15 protein-coding genes and 2 pseudogenes are annotated in these 16,657 nt (G+C 49.5%); 10 read left to right on the top strand and 7 right to left on the bottom strand.

Annotation, left to right across the window (positions count from 1 at the left end; all coding sequences use genetic code 11):
* Window positions 1-11 precede the first annotated feature (11 nt).
* The 4 genes from radC (at window position 12) to ACVLVH_RS13045 (ending at window position 2,534) form a co-directional block, all read left to right on the top strand.
* Window positions 12-554 (top strand): RadC family protein, encoded by a 543-nt coding sequence (radC, locus tag ACVLVH_RS13060; RefSeq protein WP_099543520.1) that lies wholly within the window; start codon window positions 12-14, stop codon window positions 552-554.
* 10 nt (window positions 555-564) lie between these two features.
* Complete coding sequence (locus ACVLVH_RS13055; protein ID WP_000842921.1) at window positions 565-906, top strand: type IV toxin-antitoxin system YeeU family antitoxin; 342 nt, start codon at window positions 565-567, stop codon at window positions 904-906.
* 20 nt (window positions 907-926) lie between these two features.
* Window positions 927-1,268 carry a TA system toxin CbtA family protein gene (locus ACVLVH_RS13050; RefSeq protein ID WP_021554942.1) on the top strand — a complete coding sequence of 114 codons (342 nt, stop codon included), beginning with the start codon at window positions 927-929 and terminating at the stop codon, window positions 1,266-1,268.
* A gap of 276 nt (window positions 1,269-1,544) precedes the next feature.
* On the top strand, window positions 1,545-2,534 hold the full coding sequence (locus tag ACVLVH_RS13045) for a restriction endonuclease (protein WP_077905735.1): 990 nt from the start codon (window positions 1,545-1,547) through the stop codon (window positions 2,532-2,534).
* A 494-nt stretch (window positions 2,535-3,028) separates the two neighbouring features.
* On the opposite strand, the pseudogene ACVLVH_RS13040 reads toward ACVLVH_RS13045, so the two are convergent.
* From ACVLVH_RS13040 to ACVLVH_RS13030, 3 genes and pseudogenes are all read right to left on the bottom strand, one after another.
* Window positions 3,029-3,142, bottom strand: a pseudogene (locus tag ACVLVH_RS13040) (efflux RND transporter permease subunit); the annotation flags it as partial.
* Window position 3,143: 1 nt separating this feature from the next.
* A complete protein-coding gene (locus tag ACVLVH_RS13035; protein ID WP_498949503.1) occupies window positions 3,144-4,181 on the bottom strand; it encodes an efflux RND transporter periplasmic adaptor subunit in 1,038 nt (345 codons plus the stop codon).
* A 292-nt stretch (window positions 4,182-4,473) separates the two neighbouring features.
* Window positions 4,474-5,364, bottom strand: a complete 891-nt coding sequence (locus ACVLVH_RS13030) for a GNAT family protein (protein ID WP_192412460.1) — start codon at window positions 5,362-5,364, stop codon at window positions 4,474-4,476.
* Between the two features lie 602 nt (window positions 5,365-5,966).
* Between ACVLVH_RS13030 and ACVLVH_RS13025 the strand changes: the two genes are divergently transcribed.
* Window positions 5,967-6,290 carry a hypothetical protein gene (locus ACVLVH_RS13025; protein WP_225614465.1) on the top strand — a complete coding sequence of 108 codons (324 nt, stop codon included), beginning with the start codon at window positions 5,967-5,969 and terminating at the stop codon, window positions 6,288-6,290.
* A gap of 681 nt (window positions 6,291-6,971) precedes the next feature.
* Here the strand turns inward: ACVLVH_RS13025 and ACVLVH_RS13020 are convergent.
* Window positions 6,972-7,706, bottom strand: a pseudogene (locus tag ACVLVH_RS13020) (SDR family oxidoreductase).
* 1,535 nt (window positions 7,707-9,241) lie between these two features.
* Here ACVLVH_RS13020 and ACVLVH_RS13015 point away from each other — a divergent pair.
* Window positions 9,242-10,582 carry an MFS transporter gene (locus ACVLVH_RS13015; protein WP_110867458.1) on the top strand — a complete coding sequence of 447 codons (1,341 nt, stop codon included), beginning with the start codon at window positions 9,242-9,244 and terminating at the stop codon, window positions 10,580-10,582.
* A 309-nt stretch (window positions 10,583-10,891) separates the two neighbouring features.
* Here ACVLVH_RS13015 and ACVLVH_RS13010 read toward each other — a convergent pair whose 3' ends face one another.
* Window positions 10,892-11,842 (bottom strand): NAD(P)-dependent oxidoreductase, encoded by a 951-nt coding sequence (locus ACVLVH_RS13010; RefSeq protein WP_498949501.1) that lies wholly within the window; start codon window positions 11,840-11,842, stop codon window positions 10,892-10,894.
* A complete protein-coding gene (locus ACVLVH_RS13005; protein ID WP_192235812.1) occupies window positions 11,842-12,534 on the bottom strand; it encodes an RraA family protein in 693 nt (230 codons plus the stop codon). Before ACVLVH_RS13005 ends, ACVLVH_RS13010 begins: the two co-directional genes overlap by 1 nt.
* 171 nt (window positions 12,535-12,705) lie before the next feature.
* Here ACVLVH_RS13005 and ACVLVH_RS13000 point away from each other — a divergent pair, with 171 nt between their 5' ends.
* The 3 genes from ACVLVH_RS13000 to ACVLVH_RS12990 all read left to right on the top strand — a co-directional run bounded on the left by ACVLVH_RS13000 (window position 12,706) and on the right by ACVLVH_RS12990 (window position 14,729).
* Window positions 12,706-13,416, top strand: a complete 711-nt coding sequence (locus ACVLVH_RS13000) for an IclR family transcriptional regulator (RefSeq protein ID WP_192412459.1) — start codon at window positions 12,706-12,708, stop codon at window positions 13,414-13,416.
* A 468-nt stretch (window positions 13,417-13,884) separates the two neighbouring features.
* Complete coding sequence (locus ACVLVH_RS12995; RefSeq protein ID WP_192412458.1) at window positions 13,885-14,271, top strand: DUF1090 domain-containing protein; 387 nt, start codon at window positions 13,885-13,887, stop codon at window positions 14,269-14,271.
* A 128-nt stretch (window positions 14,272-14,399) separates the two neighbouring features.
* Window positions 14,400-14,729: a DUF1493 family protein gene (locus ACVLVH_RS12990; RefSeq protein ID WP_008107769.1), complete on the top strand. Its 330-nt coding sequence runs from the start codon at window positions 14,400-14,402 to the stop codon at window positions 14,727-14,729.
* A gap of 30 nt (window positions 14,730-14,759) precedes the next feature.
* Here ACVLVH_RS12990 and ACVLVH_RS12985 read toward each other — a convergent pair whose 3' ends face one another.
* Complete coding sequence (locus ACVLVH_RS12985; protein WP_192412457.1) at window positions 14,760-15,539, bottom strand: NAD(P)H-dependent oxidoreductase; 780 nt, start codon at window positions 15,537-15,539, stop codon at window positions 14,760-14,762.
* A gap of 88 nt (window positions 15,540-15,627) precedes the next feature.
* Here ACVLVH_RS12985 and ACVLVH_RS12980 point away from each other — a divergent pair, with 88 nt between their 5' ends.
* Complete coding sequence (locus ACVLVH_RS12980; protein ID WP_192412753.1) at window positions 15,628-16,530, top strand: LysR family transcriptional regulator; 903 nt, start codon at window positions 15,628-15,630, stop codon at window positions 16,528-16,530.
* Window positions 16,531-16,657: the final 127 nt, after the last annotated feature.

Genomic DNA, 16,657 nt, shown 5'->3' with positions numbered 1-16,657 from the left:
GAATACCTGACATGAATACCGCATTATCCCCGGTGTCAACGCAGCCTGAACTCTTTCCGCTGGCGGTTATGGCCCAGCATGGTTGCCTGCTCCCCGCGACCTCCGGATTGACACCTTATGCCCAACGGACCATTCGCCGCGCTATCAACCTGCTGGATAAATATCTGCGCCAGCCCGGCATGTCCTTTACCTCAAGCACGGCTGCCCGTGACTGGCTTCGGTTACATCTGGCAGGACAAGAACGGGAAGTGTTTATGGTGCTCTATCTCGATAACCAGCACCGTTTACTGGAGAGTGAAACGCTATTTGCCGGTTCGATTAACCATGTCCAGGTCCATCCCCGTGAGGTGGTGAAGTCAGCGCTTCGCTTCAATGCTGCTGCTGTTGTGCTGGCGCATAACCATCCATCCGGTGATCCGGAGCCCAGCCAATGTGACCGCAACATTACGGGCAGGCTTAAAGAAGCGCTGGCATTGGTTGATGTGAACACGCTCGATCATCTGGTCATCGGTTCAGAGGGCATAGTGTCGTTCGCAGAGCGAGGCTGGATATGAGGGCACTTCAATGAAATCTACTGACTCAGAGAACGATTTATTTCTCAAGTGGGGGCTGAATCGTAATGTGACGCCTTGCTTTGGCGCTCGTCTGGTACAGGAGGGAAACCGACTGCACTATCTGGCTGACCGTGCCAGCATTACCGGTAAATTCATTAACGCAGAATATTTGAAGTTGGATGAAATATTCCCGCATTTTATCAGCCAGATGGAATCGATGCTGACCACTGGTGAAATGAATCCTCGCCATGCCCACTGCGTCACCCTGTACCACAACGGTTTCACCTGCGAAGCCGATACCCTTGGCAGTTGCGGCTACGTATACATCGCCGTTTACCCCACTCAACGTTAACTACCTTCACAAGAGCAAATATGAAAACTCTACCTGCAACAACTCCGCAGGCGGCGACGCTATGTCTGTCGCCCGTGGCTGTCTGGCAAATGCTGCTTGCACGCCTGCTGGAACAACATTATGGACTGACACTTAACGACACACCATTCAGTGATGAAACGGTAATTCAGGAACATATCGATGCCGGTATATCTTTGGCCGATGCCGTGAATTTTCTGGTGGAAAAGTACGAACTGGTTCGTATTGATCGCAGGGGATTCGACTGGCAAGAACAGTCCCCATATCTGCGGGCAGTCGATATTCTGCGGGCGCGGCAGGCAACTGGTTTATTGAAAAGAAATCGTATTAGCGCGGCACAGTGAACATTGGGAATAGCCTTCCTGATTTACACTGCAGCTTTCCTTACTTATTTACTCATTCCAAAAAGCATCTGCCGATGCTGGTTGGTGCTTTTACTTATATGGACGAAATATCATGCAAATAGAAGCTGTAATTTTAACTGGGCACATTATCGCAAGTACAATCCGGGAATGCTGGGCCGTCGTTGTTGATGGTTTTGACGCATGCGACGAACAAGCTTATGATCCAGCTTAATTTCTTTTCTTCATGAAGGGACTGGTATGGGCAACAGAATGTGGATGATTCGTGGCGATGGCGGCAAGCTCTATGACGATTTTCGCGATAAGCAAATTGTAGGCATCGGTTGGTCTCAGCTGGCTCCATTAGTCAAACCCGGCCTGTCCCGAGCCCAGTTACTGGCCTTATACCAGGAGGCAGATCCCTTAACAAAGCTGGGAACAGCCCGTTCTGGTGCATCGCAGGTCTGGCGTTTTGTGAATGAGATCCAAAAGGGTGATTGGGTTATTACCTATTCGCCAGCCAATCGTACTTATCTGCTAGGTAAGGTTACATCTGATTTCCAGTACCACCCTGAATGGGTAGAAGAGGGGATGGGAATCGCTCGACAGGTTAAATGGAATACTGAAGAAATCGATCGCGATCGATTGTCTGTTGCTACCAAAAACACATTGGGCTCCACGCTGACGGTTTTCCAGCTTCCAGAATATGCTCTAGAAGAGCTTTTGCAGGATAAGAAACCCACTGCAGATGTAATTACTCAGAATCCAATTGTGATAGATGAAGATGAGGTCGTTTCTGATCCGCTTCGCGATATGGAAATGCTGGCGTTTGAGGGTATCAAAGATCGTATCAACTCTCTTGACTGGGATGAGATGCAAAATCTTGTTGCCGGAGTTTTACGCAGTATGGGCTATAAAACGCAGGTCTCACCTGCGGGAGCTGATCGGGGTAAAGACATCATTGCTTCACCTGATGGGTTCGGTTTTGAAAATCCGCGTATCATCGTTGAAGTAAAGCACCGCAGGGAGCAGATGGGAAGCCAACAGATACGCAGCTTTATCGGCGGTCGCCATAAAGACGATCGCGGGCTTTATGTCAGTACAGGGGGTTTTACGAAAGATGCTCGATATGAAGCCGACCGTTCGACAATACCACTGACGCTCTGGACACTTGATGATCTCGTCCGTGCGCTTATTGAGAACTACGAACAAGTTGATATCGAGACTAAACTTTTGGTGCCTCTGAAGAAAACGTTCCTGCCTGCCTGAGTCTTGCTTCAACAGCCATATCAGTGTTCTACTGGTATGGCTTTATACCCACTCGCGATGTCTATTTTTTGTACGGATCTTAACTTGTGGGTACAAGTGCGGGTACAACCATTTATTCCTGATTTTAAACTACATTGATATCAGTCTGTTGGGTGTTAAATTCGAGTCCGGCCTTCGGCACCATTCAATTTAATTTCTTATTAAACAGTGAGTTAGACGTAAAATTCTATCTCTCATGTATGTAAGAAATGATCTAAGTTTTCACCAAAAATTGCCGCTTAGTTAGTAGTGACAGATCTTCGGGAATACTATCTCATAGCGGCGTGTAGTTCCAAGCTTCAAACACGTACAGTTGTCAACTTGAAAAGCTATGACGCAGCCCACGCCTCTAAATATCCCAAAACAGTTTGATCGCACGCATTCAAGCCCGATGTGTGGCGTTTTCCAGCCCCAAAACAAGTCTATGGTGGTTCAACGTACCTGCATACGAAATGCAGGCTCTGCCAGCGTCTCACCGGCAGTTTCGGGATCGCAATAATCCCGAAAAGAATAATGAACAATGCGACCACCCAGGCGAAAACCGGGCGCTTAATGAAAAACTGAGCCATTTTACTCTCCGGCCTTCATGGTCAGTGTTGCAGGGGAAGCGGTTGAAATCACTGCCGCGACGTTCATGCCGTTGCCAAGCTTATCCATGCCCTGAACGACCACACGGCTGCCGGCAGGTAAGCCTTCGGCAATGCGGTAGGCGCCATGGATTAGCTCCCCGACACGGACGTTGATCTGGCGGGCCTTTTGCTCATTGTCAACCACCCAGAGTACAGCGTGACCTTCCTGATGCGAGACAGCCTGCTGGGGAACCATCAGCGCATCCTCATAATGCTGACGGGGGATCTCAACCCGCACAAACATGCCGGGCAGGAGTTCGCGATTCGGATTACTCACCTCGATGCGGACTATAACGTCGCCTGTCGCGGTATCGACGCTAATGCCGGAGAAAAGGATTCTGCCCGGCTGGTGATAGACAGCGCCACCGGGTAACAAAACCTTAACCGGCACGCCCGTCGTAGTGGCCTTCTGACTTGCCGACTGCTGGCGCAGCTGGTGGTAAACCCCGGCGGGCTGGTGGATGTCCACATAAATGGGGTCTGTCTGGTAAATGCGGGCCAGAGGAGTGCTGTCGCTGGCTGTCACATAAGCCTCTTCGGAAACCAGAGCCTGATCTATACGTCCGGATATCGGGGCCCCGACGGTGGCAAAAATCAGGTCGAGTTCTTTGCGCCTGAGCGCGGCGCTGGCCTGCGCCACATCTGCCGCGGCCTGTCGGGCATTCGCGATGGCCTCATCGAAACTCTGACGGCTCACCGCGCCCGTTTTCATCAGTGGCCGCAGATGGGCAGCCTGCTGTTGGGCTTTGTCATTGGCGGCTTTAGCACGCAGTAAACCGGCCTGCGCACTGGAGACTTCCGCTTCAAAAGGTGCCGCATTGATCTGGAAAAGAGGCGTCCCTTTTTTAATTTCTGCGCCCTGTTCAAACAGGCGGCGCTTAATGATACCGCTCACCTGCGGGCGTATTTCTGCTGTTTGCAGCGCGTTAACGCGGCCCGGAAGCGTCTCGCTGACCGCTAACACCTGTGGTTGAATCACCTCAACGGCAACCTGAGGTGCAGTGCTTCAGCTTCCGTAACGGCTTTATCATCGCAGCCTGTCAGCGCGGCAATTATGGCAACCAGAAGTAAAGGCAGAGAAAACAGTTTGAGGGACAACATGGGTTTCTCGTATTAAAGAGTGATGACCCATGTTACCGGACACGCGTTTATTCACCGTTGAGAGTGTGTTGAGATTGTGTGTAGAAGCAAAATGTTTTTCTCTATATAGGTACGTGTATTACCTGTGTGAAATGCGGGAGGCAAATGCAAAAAAATCCATATTTCCAACTTCAGAACAGCGTACGACCCGAGGGCATAATATCGCACCACTGTTTTTTGTAATACCAGTCTGGGTTATAGGCACCCAGAGAAAATATAAATTGCTTATCCAATGACGCGGCTAACGCTCTGGCGTGCTGGATGTTTTCCCAGAGCAAAACAGAGCCGACCCCCATAGATTTAAACTGCGGGTCGATACCGCCATTAAAGTCCTCGAAGTAATACCATGATGGGCACTCAACTTTATAGTTGAGATCAAAAGCGCAGGGTGAGTCATTGATGAATAATATTTTGCCAAAGATCATGTCTCTGAACATGGAGAACGTCTCAGTCAGGATCCCGGTGTCAGTGCACTTAAGACTGTTTTGCCACCGCAAATCGAACAGGCGCTGATAGATAGCCGAAAGTTCAGCAGGGGAAAAAGAAGTCACATCCTCAATTGTTCCGCCCGCTTTTGTAAATCGTCGCACCTCTCCGATACGCTTCTTAGCGGTTTTCACGGAAAAATCGGACTTGATGTGAGCCATTTTTTTCTTAAACAGATTGTGACGGATGCTGTTAAATATGACACCCTGAGAATGAGGTGATAACCGCTTGGTTTTAAAAGGAAGTATGACTTTTACATCCGCTTTTATCGGCAGGATAAGATCATCAAAAACAAAGGGAAGCGTTGAATTTTTATATTCCAGAGAGCGATTGACAGAAAACACGCCAGCAATGGGTTGCCCGTCTTGCCTTTTCATATAGTACTGAATACGGACGCCTCCACGCTCGGAAAGATAAGCGAGAACGCGGGGATGGGTGCACACGCTCCCCCCGAATGCAGTGTAAATCTGAGCATACGCAGAAAGCGTGCATTCTTCCCAGCCGGTATTTTTAAGTTTTAAATATGTTGTAAACATGCCAGTTACCTAAAGTGAAATACAAGGGGCCGCTTAATGATTTGTGCGCAAATATTTCATGACAGGCAAGGGTATAATTGATGAGTATTAAACAAGGGGTAAACAAATGCAGGGGTTTATTCTATAAATTGTCTTTTTTAGCTTCTACACATGTTCTACACACAGTCTGAACTGATCCTCAATAAATAAGCGCATAAAAGGTTCACTCACTAAATTAATTATTAGTTCGCAAAAAAATACAAATAAAGCTTGATCCTAAATGGAAAGAATTGTTCAAATCAGATTGTGAAATCAACAGGGTGGTAATGATTTTTAAGAATTGCTTCCTGCGCATGGAATATAAACATAAGCTAAATGAAAAAGTTCAATGAAGTATCTACACTGTTGTTGAGTCTGGCGATAGTTATTAGCTTTATACTGGTCTGGTTTACGACCTGATAAGTGATTAAATCGTCAGTGTGGGATCTAACGTCAATCCTTAATTTATCTTTAAATTCACCATAAATAATTAATTTATTTTTGTGTTTTTTTTGGTTTTTTTGTGTTCGGAAGGCGTTCTGTTAAAGCTTTCCTTTGATCAACCAGAATGGAATGGCACTATCATGAAAAATATCCTTATTACTGGTTCAACAGGTTTATTAGGGGGCAGGGCTCTGGGTATTGATTATCAAAAGGTTTCCTATAAACAGCTTTCTGACAGCAGAAGAACATTTAAGGATCTGTTTGGCCCGAGCAACGAACGGATCATGCTGCGTGCGATGAACCTTTACGGCCATTTCTCAAATCTGAATGTGGTGTTTGATAATTCTAAACTGCTGCAGCTTGGTATGAGTAAGCCTTCCAGGTTCACCGATTATCTGGATCGCTGCGTGCTGACAACGCGTGACGCGACAATTGCCGAACTGATGCAGGTCGATTTTAAATAGTCAGGTATCGGAAAAGCAATAAATACTGAAGCGTAAGTGGGGGCAGGGATCGATTTATGTCGCCCTGTTCATTATGAGCAGGGCGTCCCTGGAATATCACAGTTTGCGAACAACGTTAACGCGTAGAGGGCTAACCTCCAGCCAGATTGCCACACAGATCCCCGCAGCGCGGAGGTACTCTCTGTAGCGCTCAGGAACCCCTGCTGCTTAACAAATCTGCGTACCCGTGTGGAGTGCTGCCATAGCGTGTCAGCCTGTGCCTGTGTGAGTTGACGGGCCTTGCGTGCCGTTATGATATCAGCCTGCAACACGTTGACCCTTGAGGAAATATTCGCATCAAGCAGATCTTCGATGATGCCTCCCGTTTCCGCTTTGACGTTACGCTGGGCCTGCAATGCCGCAGGAAGGGTAAGTCTGTGCAGATTTTATGCCTGCCATTGCCTGGCTGGATACCAGCATAATGAGTCCTACTGTGAGATATTTCATGTATATGACCCTGTAGGTTTTTTTCGCATTGAATGTAACCTTCCTCCGGGGAAGAATGCGTGGGTACAGACCATGGTTGAGTGTCCTGTCTGATCTCACAGAGATAGGGCGTAATATTAAAACGTTTGGATCTCGGCTGTGAGCGAGATGCCGAAGTATGAATGTTTGTTTAACTCCACTGGCTTTTATCCGCTCTTATCCCAGTTCTTCGCGAGTTGGACCTTGAAAGTAGATGCTGCTTATATGACAACTACATGGCTGAGTCAGCAAAAAACGAACTGTTTCCCAGACTGAGTGCCCATTCATCAGACGTTTCTCCATTCTGGATTCTGTATCAAAAGACGTATCTAACCCTGTAAGTTCGAAATCCGGTGGATACAACCCGGTCACACGTATGTTTTCTTCGGACAACTGCTGTGACAGTTTGGTGATAAACCCGCTAAACCCATGTTTGCTGGCGAAAAAAGCAGGGTGCGCAATTGAATCCGTAAAATTCGGGATCCCACATGAAGATATAATTGAGACGATATCAGCATTGTCTGAACGTCTTAACCCGGGCAGCAGAGCCTGAGTCAGTAGAATCGAACCTGTCAGACCTGAACTGACGGTGTTGATAATTTCTGTGTCAGGCTGATCGTCTAATCTCCCTGACAACCACTGAGCAGCATTCAGGATTAAAATGTCTATCGGCTTGTTTGAAATTAACAACTGTGAAGAAAACTGAGAAATGGATTCAGGCCGGGTTAAATCACAGATATACCCTTTTGCAATGCCGCTTTCAGCAGTGATGCTGCTGCAGGTTTTTTAAATATCTTCAGCCCGCCGTCCGCAAAAATCCACCTCTACCCCCTCTCGTGCCAGCCACACGCACAGCGCCTGACCAAATCCCCCGCCGCCACCGGTAATAACAGCTCTTTTACCTCTCTGCATCTTCATTCATCCTTTTCCTGATGACTATGTGTGGATGTAGATATACATGAGGAAGTTAAGTGACATCTTTCAGTTAATGCCCTTTTTACATGAGGAACAGAAATAAGCTGCATTGCAAACTGTTTAGCGTGTGTCAGGGGATTAGCAATGTCCGCTTCTGGCACAAAGCGGACATTAGGTTAAATAAACGCGGGAGAAGGCGAGATGCTTCAAGCTCAGGTAACAACTTTCTAGCTGTAACTGGGCAGCATTTCAGCCATCCACAGGGCGTAAGAGCCAAGTGCACTCAATATGTAGAATGCGAGCTTTCGGCCACTTCAGCCCCTAAGCGCTATTTCTATCATTCCTATCGCGCTTACATTGAAGCCAACCGCCATAAGATTCCGCATAACATAAATATGTTTGACCTGCTACTTAAGAGCATCATTCGGTTGCGCGGGGCATCACTGACTAAAGCTTCACAAAAAGTCAGTGATGCAATCCAATCTCGATCTCACGGGAGAGAGCACGAGCGATTAGCTGCTAGGGTGCGATGAGCCCACAGCAATATGACTATATTTTCCGGCGAAAGCCGGTTTTTTACGTCCAGACTTCACCTGATATGAATGATAATCGTCACCCTGCACCAATCATTCACAGTATAAGGTTATGTTTCTAATCATAAAAATCAATAAGTGAATAATGTGAAGGATAATTATTAAAATCTTTTTTTAGGTGGAAAATGATTATGTGGATTTCAACCTTAGAACGAATCCGCCACATTAAGCAGGCTTTTACTTGAAACGGGCAATACAAAAATTTAGTGAAAGGATATCTATGAAGATTTCGCCAAAAAAAGCGGGGGCACATAAGGGGGCATTAACAGTGATGGTTTGTTGTTTTTTATTTAAAATCAAGTGCTTGAATTGATTGTCGAGTCCGGCCTTCGGCACCATTTAAAGATACGAGAACTTCCGTAACAGTCCGCAAGTTACTAAAATTAAAGCCGAAAGGCTTTTTTTTTGGTTCAAATCCGTCCGAGCCTTATTGTGGTTATGCTAAGGTCGACGGGGCACTTCATCTTCTATTGTCTTTTTCTCCTGAAGTACAATTCAACGCCCACCCGATCAAAACATGACTTTTTGTTTATTGGTTTCGCTTTGTATCGTCACAGTGAGTTTTAATAGCAGCGCCTGTTGATGATATCCATCCTGCGAAATTGGGGAATACATTTAATTGATTGATATTGCTGATTTATATTTCCTTTATTAGTCTCAGTTAATTTTTCCATTCCTGCCGTTTTACTTACCTCATTTCTTATGATTTTCAGTAGACCCGCGGTGCGCGCGAAAAAGAAATCTCGCCAGCATCACAAAAATGAAAATCATCAGATACCTTTCTGTGACAAAAGACACAACCTGATTACAACTTCAGGCACAGAAGGGCGTTTGTCGAGATAATGATTGTACTCTGTACATCTAAGTTTTACACAGTACAACAATCGGCATTGCGAACATATCATCGCGTAAGGCCATGACAAACTTGTGAGGATTATCATGTCTGAGAAAAAGCACACCACGTCTTTCTCTGCCGATATAGAGCAGCAGACCGTTAAGAAGGTGGTTTGGCGCATTTTGCCCTTTCTCATCGTCTGCTATCTGATTGCCATCATTGACCGTGGCAACATCGGTATGGCCTCGCTACAGATGAATGAAGATTTGGGATTATCTAAAGCCGTTTTTGGTCTGGCCAGTAGCCTGTTCTTTGTGGGTTACTTTCTTTTTGAAGTACCCAGCAACCTTGCGATGCAGAAAATCGGTGCGAAGATTTGGATCTCTCGCATCATGGTCTCGTGGGGCATTATCTCGGTCTGTACCGCCTTCGTTGAAAGTGCCAATACACTTTACGTATTGCGTTTTTTACTGGGTGCAGCTGAGGCTGGATTCTTCCCTGGCGTGATTCTCTATCTGACTTACTGGATTCCGGGTAAATATCGCGCCCGCGTGATCGCCACCTTTATGGTTGCCATTCCCGCCGCGAATTTTATCGGCTCGCCCATTTCTGGGGCCATATTGTCACTTGATGGCTGGTACGGCATGCGTGGCTGGCATTGGTTGTTCATCCTGGAAGGCATTCCAGCGGTGGTTTTGGGTATTGCCGCCTTCTTTATGCTGAGCAACAGACCCAGCGATGCCAGCTGGTTAAATCAGGAACAAAAAGCGTGGCTGAATAGCACGCTTGAAGCCGAGAACGCGAAGAAGAAAGCGATTGGCCACATCTCTTTATGGCAGCTGCTGCGCCATAAACATATCTGGGTGATGGCGCTGATTTATGCCGGCGCTTCTGCGGCAGGCTCAACGCTGAGCGTTTGGTCGCCGCAACTGCTTAAATCATATGGCCTGGATAACTTTACCACCGGTTTGGTGAACGCCATCCCTTACGGTCTGGCATCTATCCTGATGATTGTGTGGGGCAGAAGCTCCGATCGCAGCGGTGAGCGTCGCTGGCATACCGCTTTAACCCTTTTCCTGATTGCGGGTGGTCTGTTATCTGCCTTTATCACCAACAGTTTGACGGGCAGCGTGGTGATTCTGTCGCTGGTGCTGGTAGGCGCGTACTCAATGAAAGGTCCGTTCTGGGCGCTTGCATCGGGATGGATGTCTTCCACTACTGCGGCCGCCGGTCTGGCTGCGATTGGCGCCATGGCTAACCTGATCGGCGGAGGATTGATGGTCAACGTTTACGGCATCATCAACCAGGCCACGGGCAGCCACACACTGGCTATGGTGCCGCTGGCGATTCTGTGTGGTATCGGCGGTATCGCCGTGCTGATCATGGGCCGCAAAAAAGAGTTAAACATTGAAGTCGAAAACACCGCGTCGCCGGTGAGTAAATAACGTCACCCTCCCGCGGGCGCTTATCTGAGCGTCTGCGGGAAACTTTTCTCCCATTCCTCCCACCATCAATCCACCCCAAAAGAAGTTCACGTTCCGCCTCATCCAAGCTATGCACTTCTCGTTATCAAGCCGCTAAACGTCATTGAAATCTCAGTAACAAGTCTGAATTGGAAAGACGTAACTGTCTTATCGAAGGGTCAACGCTGAGGGAGTGACGGAGATTTGCAGTGATAGCCGAGGTTGATGAACGACCTTACCAGCAAGCAAGTTGGTAAGGTCGTTTAACAAGTGGTGGGGAAGGTTAATGCATTAAGACAGGGCACTTTCACTTTTAATCGGTTCAGCCAGCACCTTCAAAACGTTACTCGCTGCAGCTGTTCCCATTTTCACGTATGAGTTGTCACTGACGCCACCAATGTGCGGCGACAGGATGACGTTATCAACAGCCTGCCAGACATGTGGTGCGGTCAGCGGCTCAACAGCAAAACTATCCAGAGCAGCCCAGCTAAGGGTGCCGTCACCCAGCGCCGCTAGAAGCGCGTTATCATCGATCAGGCCACCGCGTGCGGTATTGACGAGAATCGCACCTTTTTTACACTGACTCAGCCTGTCGCTGTTGATCATGTGCTGTGTCTGTTCCGTCAATGGGCAGTGCAATGAAATCACATCTGCCTGTTGTAGCAGAGCTTCAAGCGTGGAGGATTCACACTCGTCGGGAAAGGACCTGGCGAACGGGTCATAGGCAAGGACTTTCATACCAAACGCTTTGCCAATGCGAGCCACCCGGCCGCCAATCGCACCCAATCCAATCAGACCCAGCGTTCGGCCTTCAAGCTCAACCGACTTGTGGGTCGACTTGTCCCAATTTCCCTGACGCATTCGCCGATCCAGTGGGAGAACCGCTTTGGCGCAGGCCAATATCATCGTCCATGTATGTTCAGCCACCGCTGCTGCATTAGCACCGGGCGCTGCCTGCACGCTGATATGGCGCTCAGCCGCCGCTTTTTGATCGATAACATCAATGCCGCTGCCGTGCTTGGAAATAACCCGCAGGTGAGGTGCGGCATCCATGATGCGGGCGTTGATTTTGCCGTATCGAACAATAATCGCCACCGGATCGTGCTGGTGACACAGCTGACACAATTCGTCTTCGCTGGGCTTTATGCCTGCGTAAACGATATCAAAGCCCTTGAGCAAGCCTAACGCTTCCTGCGCCAAATCGCTGCCGGTTACCAAAATTACGGGATGAGAAGATGCCATTACAATTCCTCCCCTTCATTCAACATTCCAGCCGCAAGCAGGGCTTTTTCCAGCCAGGGTGCGCGAATATCGCCTTCACGGATGGCGGCAATGCGTTTGGTCTCGGCATCCAGTTTTTTCTGTGCCAGTTCAATCAGCGCCGGAACGGCTTCACGTGGCAGAACGACCACGCCGTCGACATCACCAATGATCAAATCACCAGGCTGGATTGCCGCTCCGGCCACAGAAACAGGATAGTTAACGCGGCCCGCGACAGATTTGGTTGGGCCACAAGGATTCAGACCTGCGGAAAACACCGGGAAGCCGTTTTCGCACAGTGCGTCGGCGTCGCGAACTGCACCATCGATGATGATTCCTGCGATGCCCGACGCTTCTGCCTGAGTGGACATGATTTCACCAATCAAAGCACAGCTGATATCGCCTTTACCGTCGACGACGATAACATCGCCAGGCTGAGCGATGGCGAGCGCCGCGTGAATGGCAAGGTTATCGCCCGGCCGAACCTCTACCGTGATGGCGGGGCCAGCAACTTTCATGGTGGGTGAAACGGGCTTTACGCGACCGTGCAGTGTACCGCGACGTCCGGCAACATCGGCAAGAATAGCGGCCTGAAACTCAGCAGCCTGTTTGACCAGCTCGGGCGCTGTACGGGTAAGGTCGCGCTTGATGAACGTATTCTCTGCGTGTGGCATAAATCACCTCTTCATGTTTTACCTGATACAACTATGTTGTACTATGTAAAACCACTATATCGATGTTAAATCAGATCGCACCAGCGTTAAGCTTTCATTTGTGATGTAAATACGATGTGAATCACAAATTGCACGGTAAACTCTTACCGTCGCAAACAGGAGACCGTACCGATGGGGAATGAAGGCGTAATTGCCGTTGAGAAAGCGCTGGCACTACTGGATTGTTTTAAGCCTGGCGAAGAGGCGTTGACGCTCACCGCTCTGGCACAATTTTCGGGCTACCATAAAACGACGGTTTACCGTCTTATGAACTCACTTGAACGCATGAACTACGTCATCAGACGCGACAGCGGCGTTTACACGTTGGGTCCCAGACTGCTTTATCTTGGCAAGCTCTATGAACAGTCATTTCATCTGGCCAGTATTGTCCAGCCTGAACTGCACGCGCTGGCGACGGCGACGGGTGAAAGCGCCACATGGTATGTGATTGAGAACGGTCAAAGGCTTTGCTTATTCAGAGCGGAGCCCTCCGAAGGATTACGAGAAACGCGCTTACCCGGTACACTTTTGCCGCTGGATAATTCAGCAATAGGGCAAGTGCTTCGCCATTGGGGACTCAATGAACCGCTTCTTGAATCTGCCCCAGAATTACCGCTCTTTACCTCCGGCATGCGTGATCCGCACATTGCTGCATTCTCTCTTCCCGTTTTTGGTGAGGGAAACAAACTGCTCGCCGCGCTGGCATTAACAGGTCCGTCATCGCGTTTAACGCAATCGATGCGCGACAGCGGTGTGGGCAAGATAATGAAAGAGACGGCTTACAGACTCTCCCTAAAGCTCGGCGCCCCTAAGATCAAATGTGATCATTTTTATTCGCTCTAGCTGGCCTGGATAGGTTCGCCTTGTAAATGATATGCCGCGAGTATTGCTAACTTCGGCAGTATGAATGCTAACTATTTCACCTGGGTATGAAGAAGATAACCGGGTGAATCGCACAGCGAAAATAACCCTGCATCGCTACCAGCTTAATTAACCATCTTTTTTTATAAATTATAGAGGCATTCAAGAAGGCTTTAAGTAATGATTATTCACCCTTCCTCATTACTTCTGATTCTAAAGCACTAAGTAAGATTGAAAATGGAGTGATTTATTTGAATGTGAAAGGTAAGGTTTTTTCTTTTAATAATCTCCCTGCTTATAAATACAATAATTCCATTTATACCATTCCCGTCGTTATCACGGCAAAGCCATACTGATTCTATGCAAAGTTAGTGCTGATGTGTGGTACTTAAGATCTTGTTAAGAACTCTTCGTATAATAGCGCCCATCAATGTAAACCAAGAGTTCACCATGAAAAACACCCTGATTTCCCTTTCGATTCTTTTCTCTGCTTTGACCGTGACGTCTGTTCAGGCTGCCAACCCAGCCACCGGCTGCGCCGCTAAAAAGCAGGATATCCAGCAAGAGCTGGCGATGGCGCGTGAGCATGGCAATGCTGCGCGCATCGCCGGTCTGGAAAAGGCGTTACGCGAAACCAAGGCAAATTGCACCGACAGCGGCTTGCTTACAGCGCGCCAGCAGAAAGTGGCCGAGAAGCAATTGAAAGTGCAGGAGCGCGAACAAGATCTAAGGGAAGCGCAGGCCAAAGGCCGCGGCGATAAAATTGAGAAGCAGCAGCGTAAACTGGCTGACGCGCGAGATGAGTTGAAAGAAGCGCAGGATGCATTAACGCAATAAACCAGGCATCCCGGCTGGGAAAACTGGCTCTTTGTCTCAAAATTCTCCTGCAGAGATTTTTTTCATCCAACTGTTGGGATTGCATGGCAGAATGGCGCTCCGGTGAAATCAGTGGAGGTGCAGAAGCGATGACAGTTGAAATTGAGCAGCGTATCTACGAGCTGGTGCGGCGTTACGACGGCGTTTACCTGTTTAAGCAAAAGACGCTGACGCCGCAGATTGATATTGATAGCGATCTTAACTTCGAGCGTGAAGAAGCCGCTGCGCTGATGGATGAGTTCTTCGGCGAGTTCAGCGTCGATCGCGGCGGATTCGTCATTGAAACCTACTATCCCGATGAGCCCTCGCTGGCGCAGATTCTCAATCCATTCAATAAGCGTGAAGTGCCGGTGGTACCCGATTTCACGCTGGGAATGTTGATTGAATCAGCAAAAGCGGGGCGCTGGCTGTACGAGTAACAGCAGGCTCAGCGCCGAGTCTGCCACCTTTCACCGCTTCACATGCACGCCAAAGCCACTCTCTTCCGGGACAAACTCCGCCTTTAAGGTCAGCGCAGGAATCTCATAGTCGCCGCTGTTCTGCTGACGGTAGACAATGGGCGCGGTTTCCGCCAACGTATCCAGCCTTGTAGCCAGCGCATCGCACCAGCCAGCAAATCGTTCTGCTGCTGACTTTTGTACACGATAGAAAACCAGCGGCGGCAGCACGCTAAAGCCGGGATAAAACAGCATGCCGTGCTGAATCGGAAACAGCAGATCGTTGATCGGGCCGTTAATGCCGCGCGGGCTGTAATGCGATTCCCATCCGCCGGTCGTCACCACCAGCATTGCACGTTTGCCGCTAAGATTGCCTTCGCCGTAACGATCGCCCCAATGCTGTTCGTTGTGCTCGCCCACGCCGTAAGCAAAACCGTTGGCGTAAACGCGGTCAAACCAGCCTTTCATGATGGCGGGCATCGAAAACCACCACAGTGGAAATTGAAAAATCACCGTATCGGCCCAGCGCAATTTTTCCTGCTCCGCGGCGATATCGGCGGCCTGCAACTGATGATCGTAGGCGAAGCGGGAATCCACCGTAGCATCGAAGTGGTCGCCCACTAACGGGGCGCGCGTGTCGGCAGCGTCGAGCGGCGCTTTCCACTGCATCGCATAGAGATCAGAGACCTGCACCTGATGTCCTGCATGCTGCAAATGCTGCACGGCAAAGTCTTTGAGTGAACCGCTCAGCGAACGCGGTTCCGGATGGGCATACACAATCAGTACATTCATGGGCTTAATCCTGTAAGATGAAAACCACTGCAGATTAAGTCGGCGCTGGCTATAGTGGAAATCAATTGCTGATATCTCAGGTATAGCCATAGTGAATATCGACTCGCTGGATTTGAATCTGCTGCAGACGCTCAACGTGCTGTTAAGCGAACTCAACGTCACGCGCGCGGCGCAGCGTTTGCATCTCTCGCAGCCTTCCGTCAGCGCTCAGTTGGCGCGATTGCGTAGGCATTTTGACGATCCGCTATTGTTACCGGGGCCGCGTGGCATGCTGCCAACGGCGCGCGCAGCAGCTCTGCGTGAGCCGCTGCGTCTGGCGCTGGAAGCGGTTGAGCGTGCGGTCGCGCCGCCCGATGCCTTTAATCCGGCCAATGCCGATGACACCTGGCGCATCGCCGCCACCGATTACACCTCGTCAGCGTTGGTGCTGCCTGCGCTCAACCTGATCCGCGCTGCTGCGCCGCAAAGTCGTATGGCGATATTGGCGCTGAATCCGCCGCTGGTGGCGCAGCAGTTGGAAAAAGGCGAGCTGGATGTGGTGTTTCATACGGGCGATAACGCGCCGCCGACGCTGCATCAACGCAAACTGTTCAGCGAGCGCTATGTGCTGGCGGGACGGTGCGATCACCCGCAGTTGCAACGTCTGCCGACGCTGGATCAATTCTGTCAGCTGGAATTTGTCATGGTATCGCCCGATGGCGGTGGCTTTAGCGCCGCCACCGATAATGCGCTGGCGAAGCTCGGGCGTTCACGCCGCGTGGTGCTGTCGGTGCCGCACTTCTTGTTTATGCAGGAAACGCTGGCGAGCAGTGATTTAGTGGCGGTGCTGCCCGAGCGGTTGGTGCGTCACGCTTCGCACCTCGCGGTTGTCGATCTGCCGCTGGAGGTGCCGGGCTTTGATATTTTGCTGCTGTGGCATGAACGTCTACACCGCGATCCGGCCCAGCAGTGGCTGCGGCAGCAGATTGTGGCGGCGCTGTCACGTTCTTAATCAAACTGCACAACCTCAAGTTTTTCCGAGATTTCCGGAGGCGCCATTTTGCTTAGCATTTCGTTAGCGATATTAAAATAATCGCATCCTGCCCAAATGGCCTTGCTGCCGATGATATAAACCCGTT

The organism is Kluyvera sp. 1366, from assembly GCF_054823405.1.
Note: the sequence above shows the minus strand (reverse complement) of the source record. Positions and strands in the feature narration are given on the sequence as shown.

Excerpts from the sequence above, each read along its gene's own strand:
- radC (WP_099543520.1), top strand. The coding sequence starts at position 12 with ATGAATACCGCATTATCCCCGGTGTCAACGCAGCCTGAACTCTTTCCG.
- ACVLVH_RS13055 (WP_000842921.1), top strand. The coding sequence starts at position 565 with ATGAAATCTACTGACTCAGAGAACGATTTATTTCTCAAGTGGGGGCTG.
- ACVLVH_RS13050 (WP_021554942.1), top strand. The coding sequence starts at position 927 with ATGAAAACTCTACCTGCAACAACTCCGCAGGCGGCGACGCTATGTCTG.
- ACVLVH_RS13045 (WP_077905735.1), top strand. The coding sequence starts at position 1,545 with ATGATTCGTGGCGATGGCGGCAAGCTCTATGACGATTTTCGCGATAAG.
- ACVLVH_RS13030 (WP_192412460.1), bottom strand. The coding sequence starts at position 5,364 with ATGTTTACAACATATTTAAAACTTAAAAATACCGGCTGGGAAGAATGC.
- ACVLVH_RS13025 (WP_225614465.1), top strand. The coding sequence starts at position 5,967 with ATGAAAAATATCCTTATTACTGGTTCAACAGGTTTATTAGGGGGCAGG.
- ACVLVH_RS13015 (WP_110867458.1), top strand. The coding sequence starts at position 9,242 with ATGTCTGAGAAAAAGCACACCACGTCTTTCTCTGCCGATATAGAGCAG.
- ACVLVH_RS13010 (WP_498949501.1), bottom strand. The coding sequence starts at position 11,842 with ATGGCATCTTCTCATCCCGTAATTTTGGTAACCGGCAGCGATTTGGCG.
- ACVLVH_RS13005 (WP_192235812.1), bottom strand. The coding sequence starts at position 12,534 with ATGCCACACGCAGAGAATACGTTCATCAAGCGCGACCTTACCCGTACA.
- ACVLVH_RS13000 (WP_192412459.1), top strand. The coding sequence starts at position 12,706 with ATGGGGAATGAAGGCGTAATTGCCGTTGAGAAAGCGCTGGCACTACTG.
- ACVLVH_RS12995 (WP_192412458.1), top strand. The coding sequence starts at position 13,885 with ATGAAAAACACCCTGATTTCCCTTTCGATTCTTTTCTCTGCTTTGACC.
- ACVLVH_RS12990 (WP_008107769.1), top strand. The coding sequence starts at position 14,400 with ATGACAGTTGAAATTGAGCAGCGTATCTACGAGCTGGTGCGGCGTTAC.
- ACVLVH_RS12985 (WP_192412457.1), bottom strand. The coding sequence starts at position 15,539 with ATGAATGTACTGATTGTGTATGCCCATCCGGAACCGCGTTCGCTGAGC.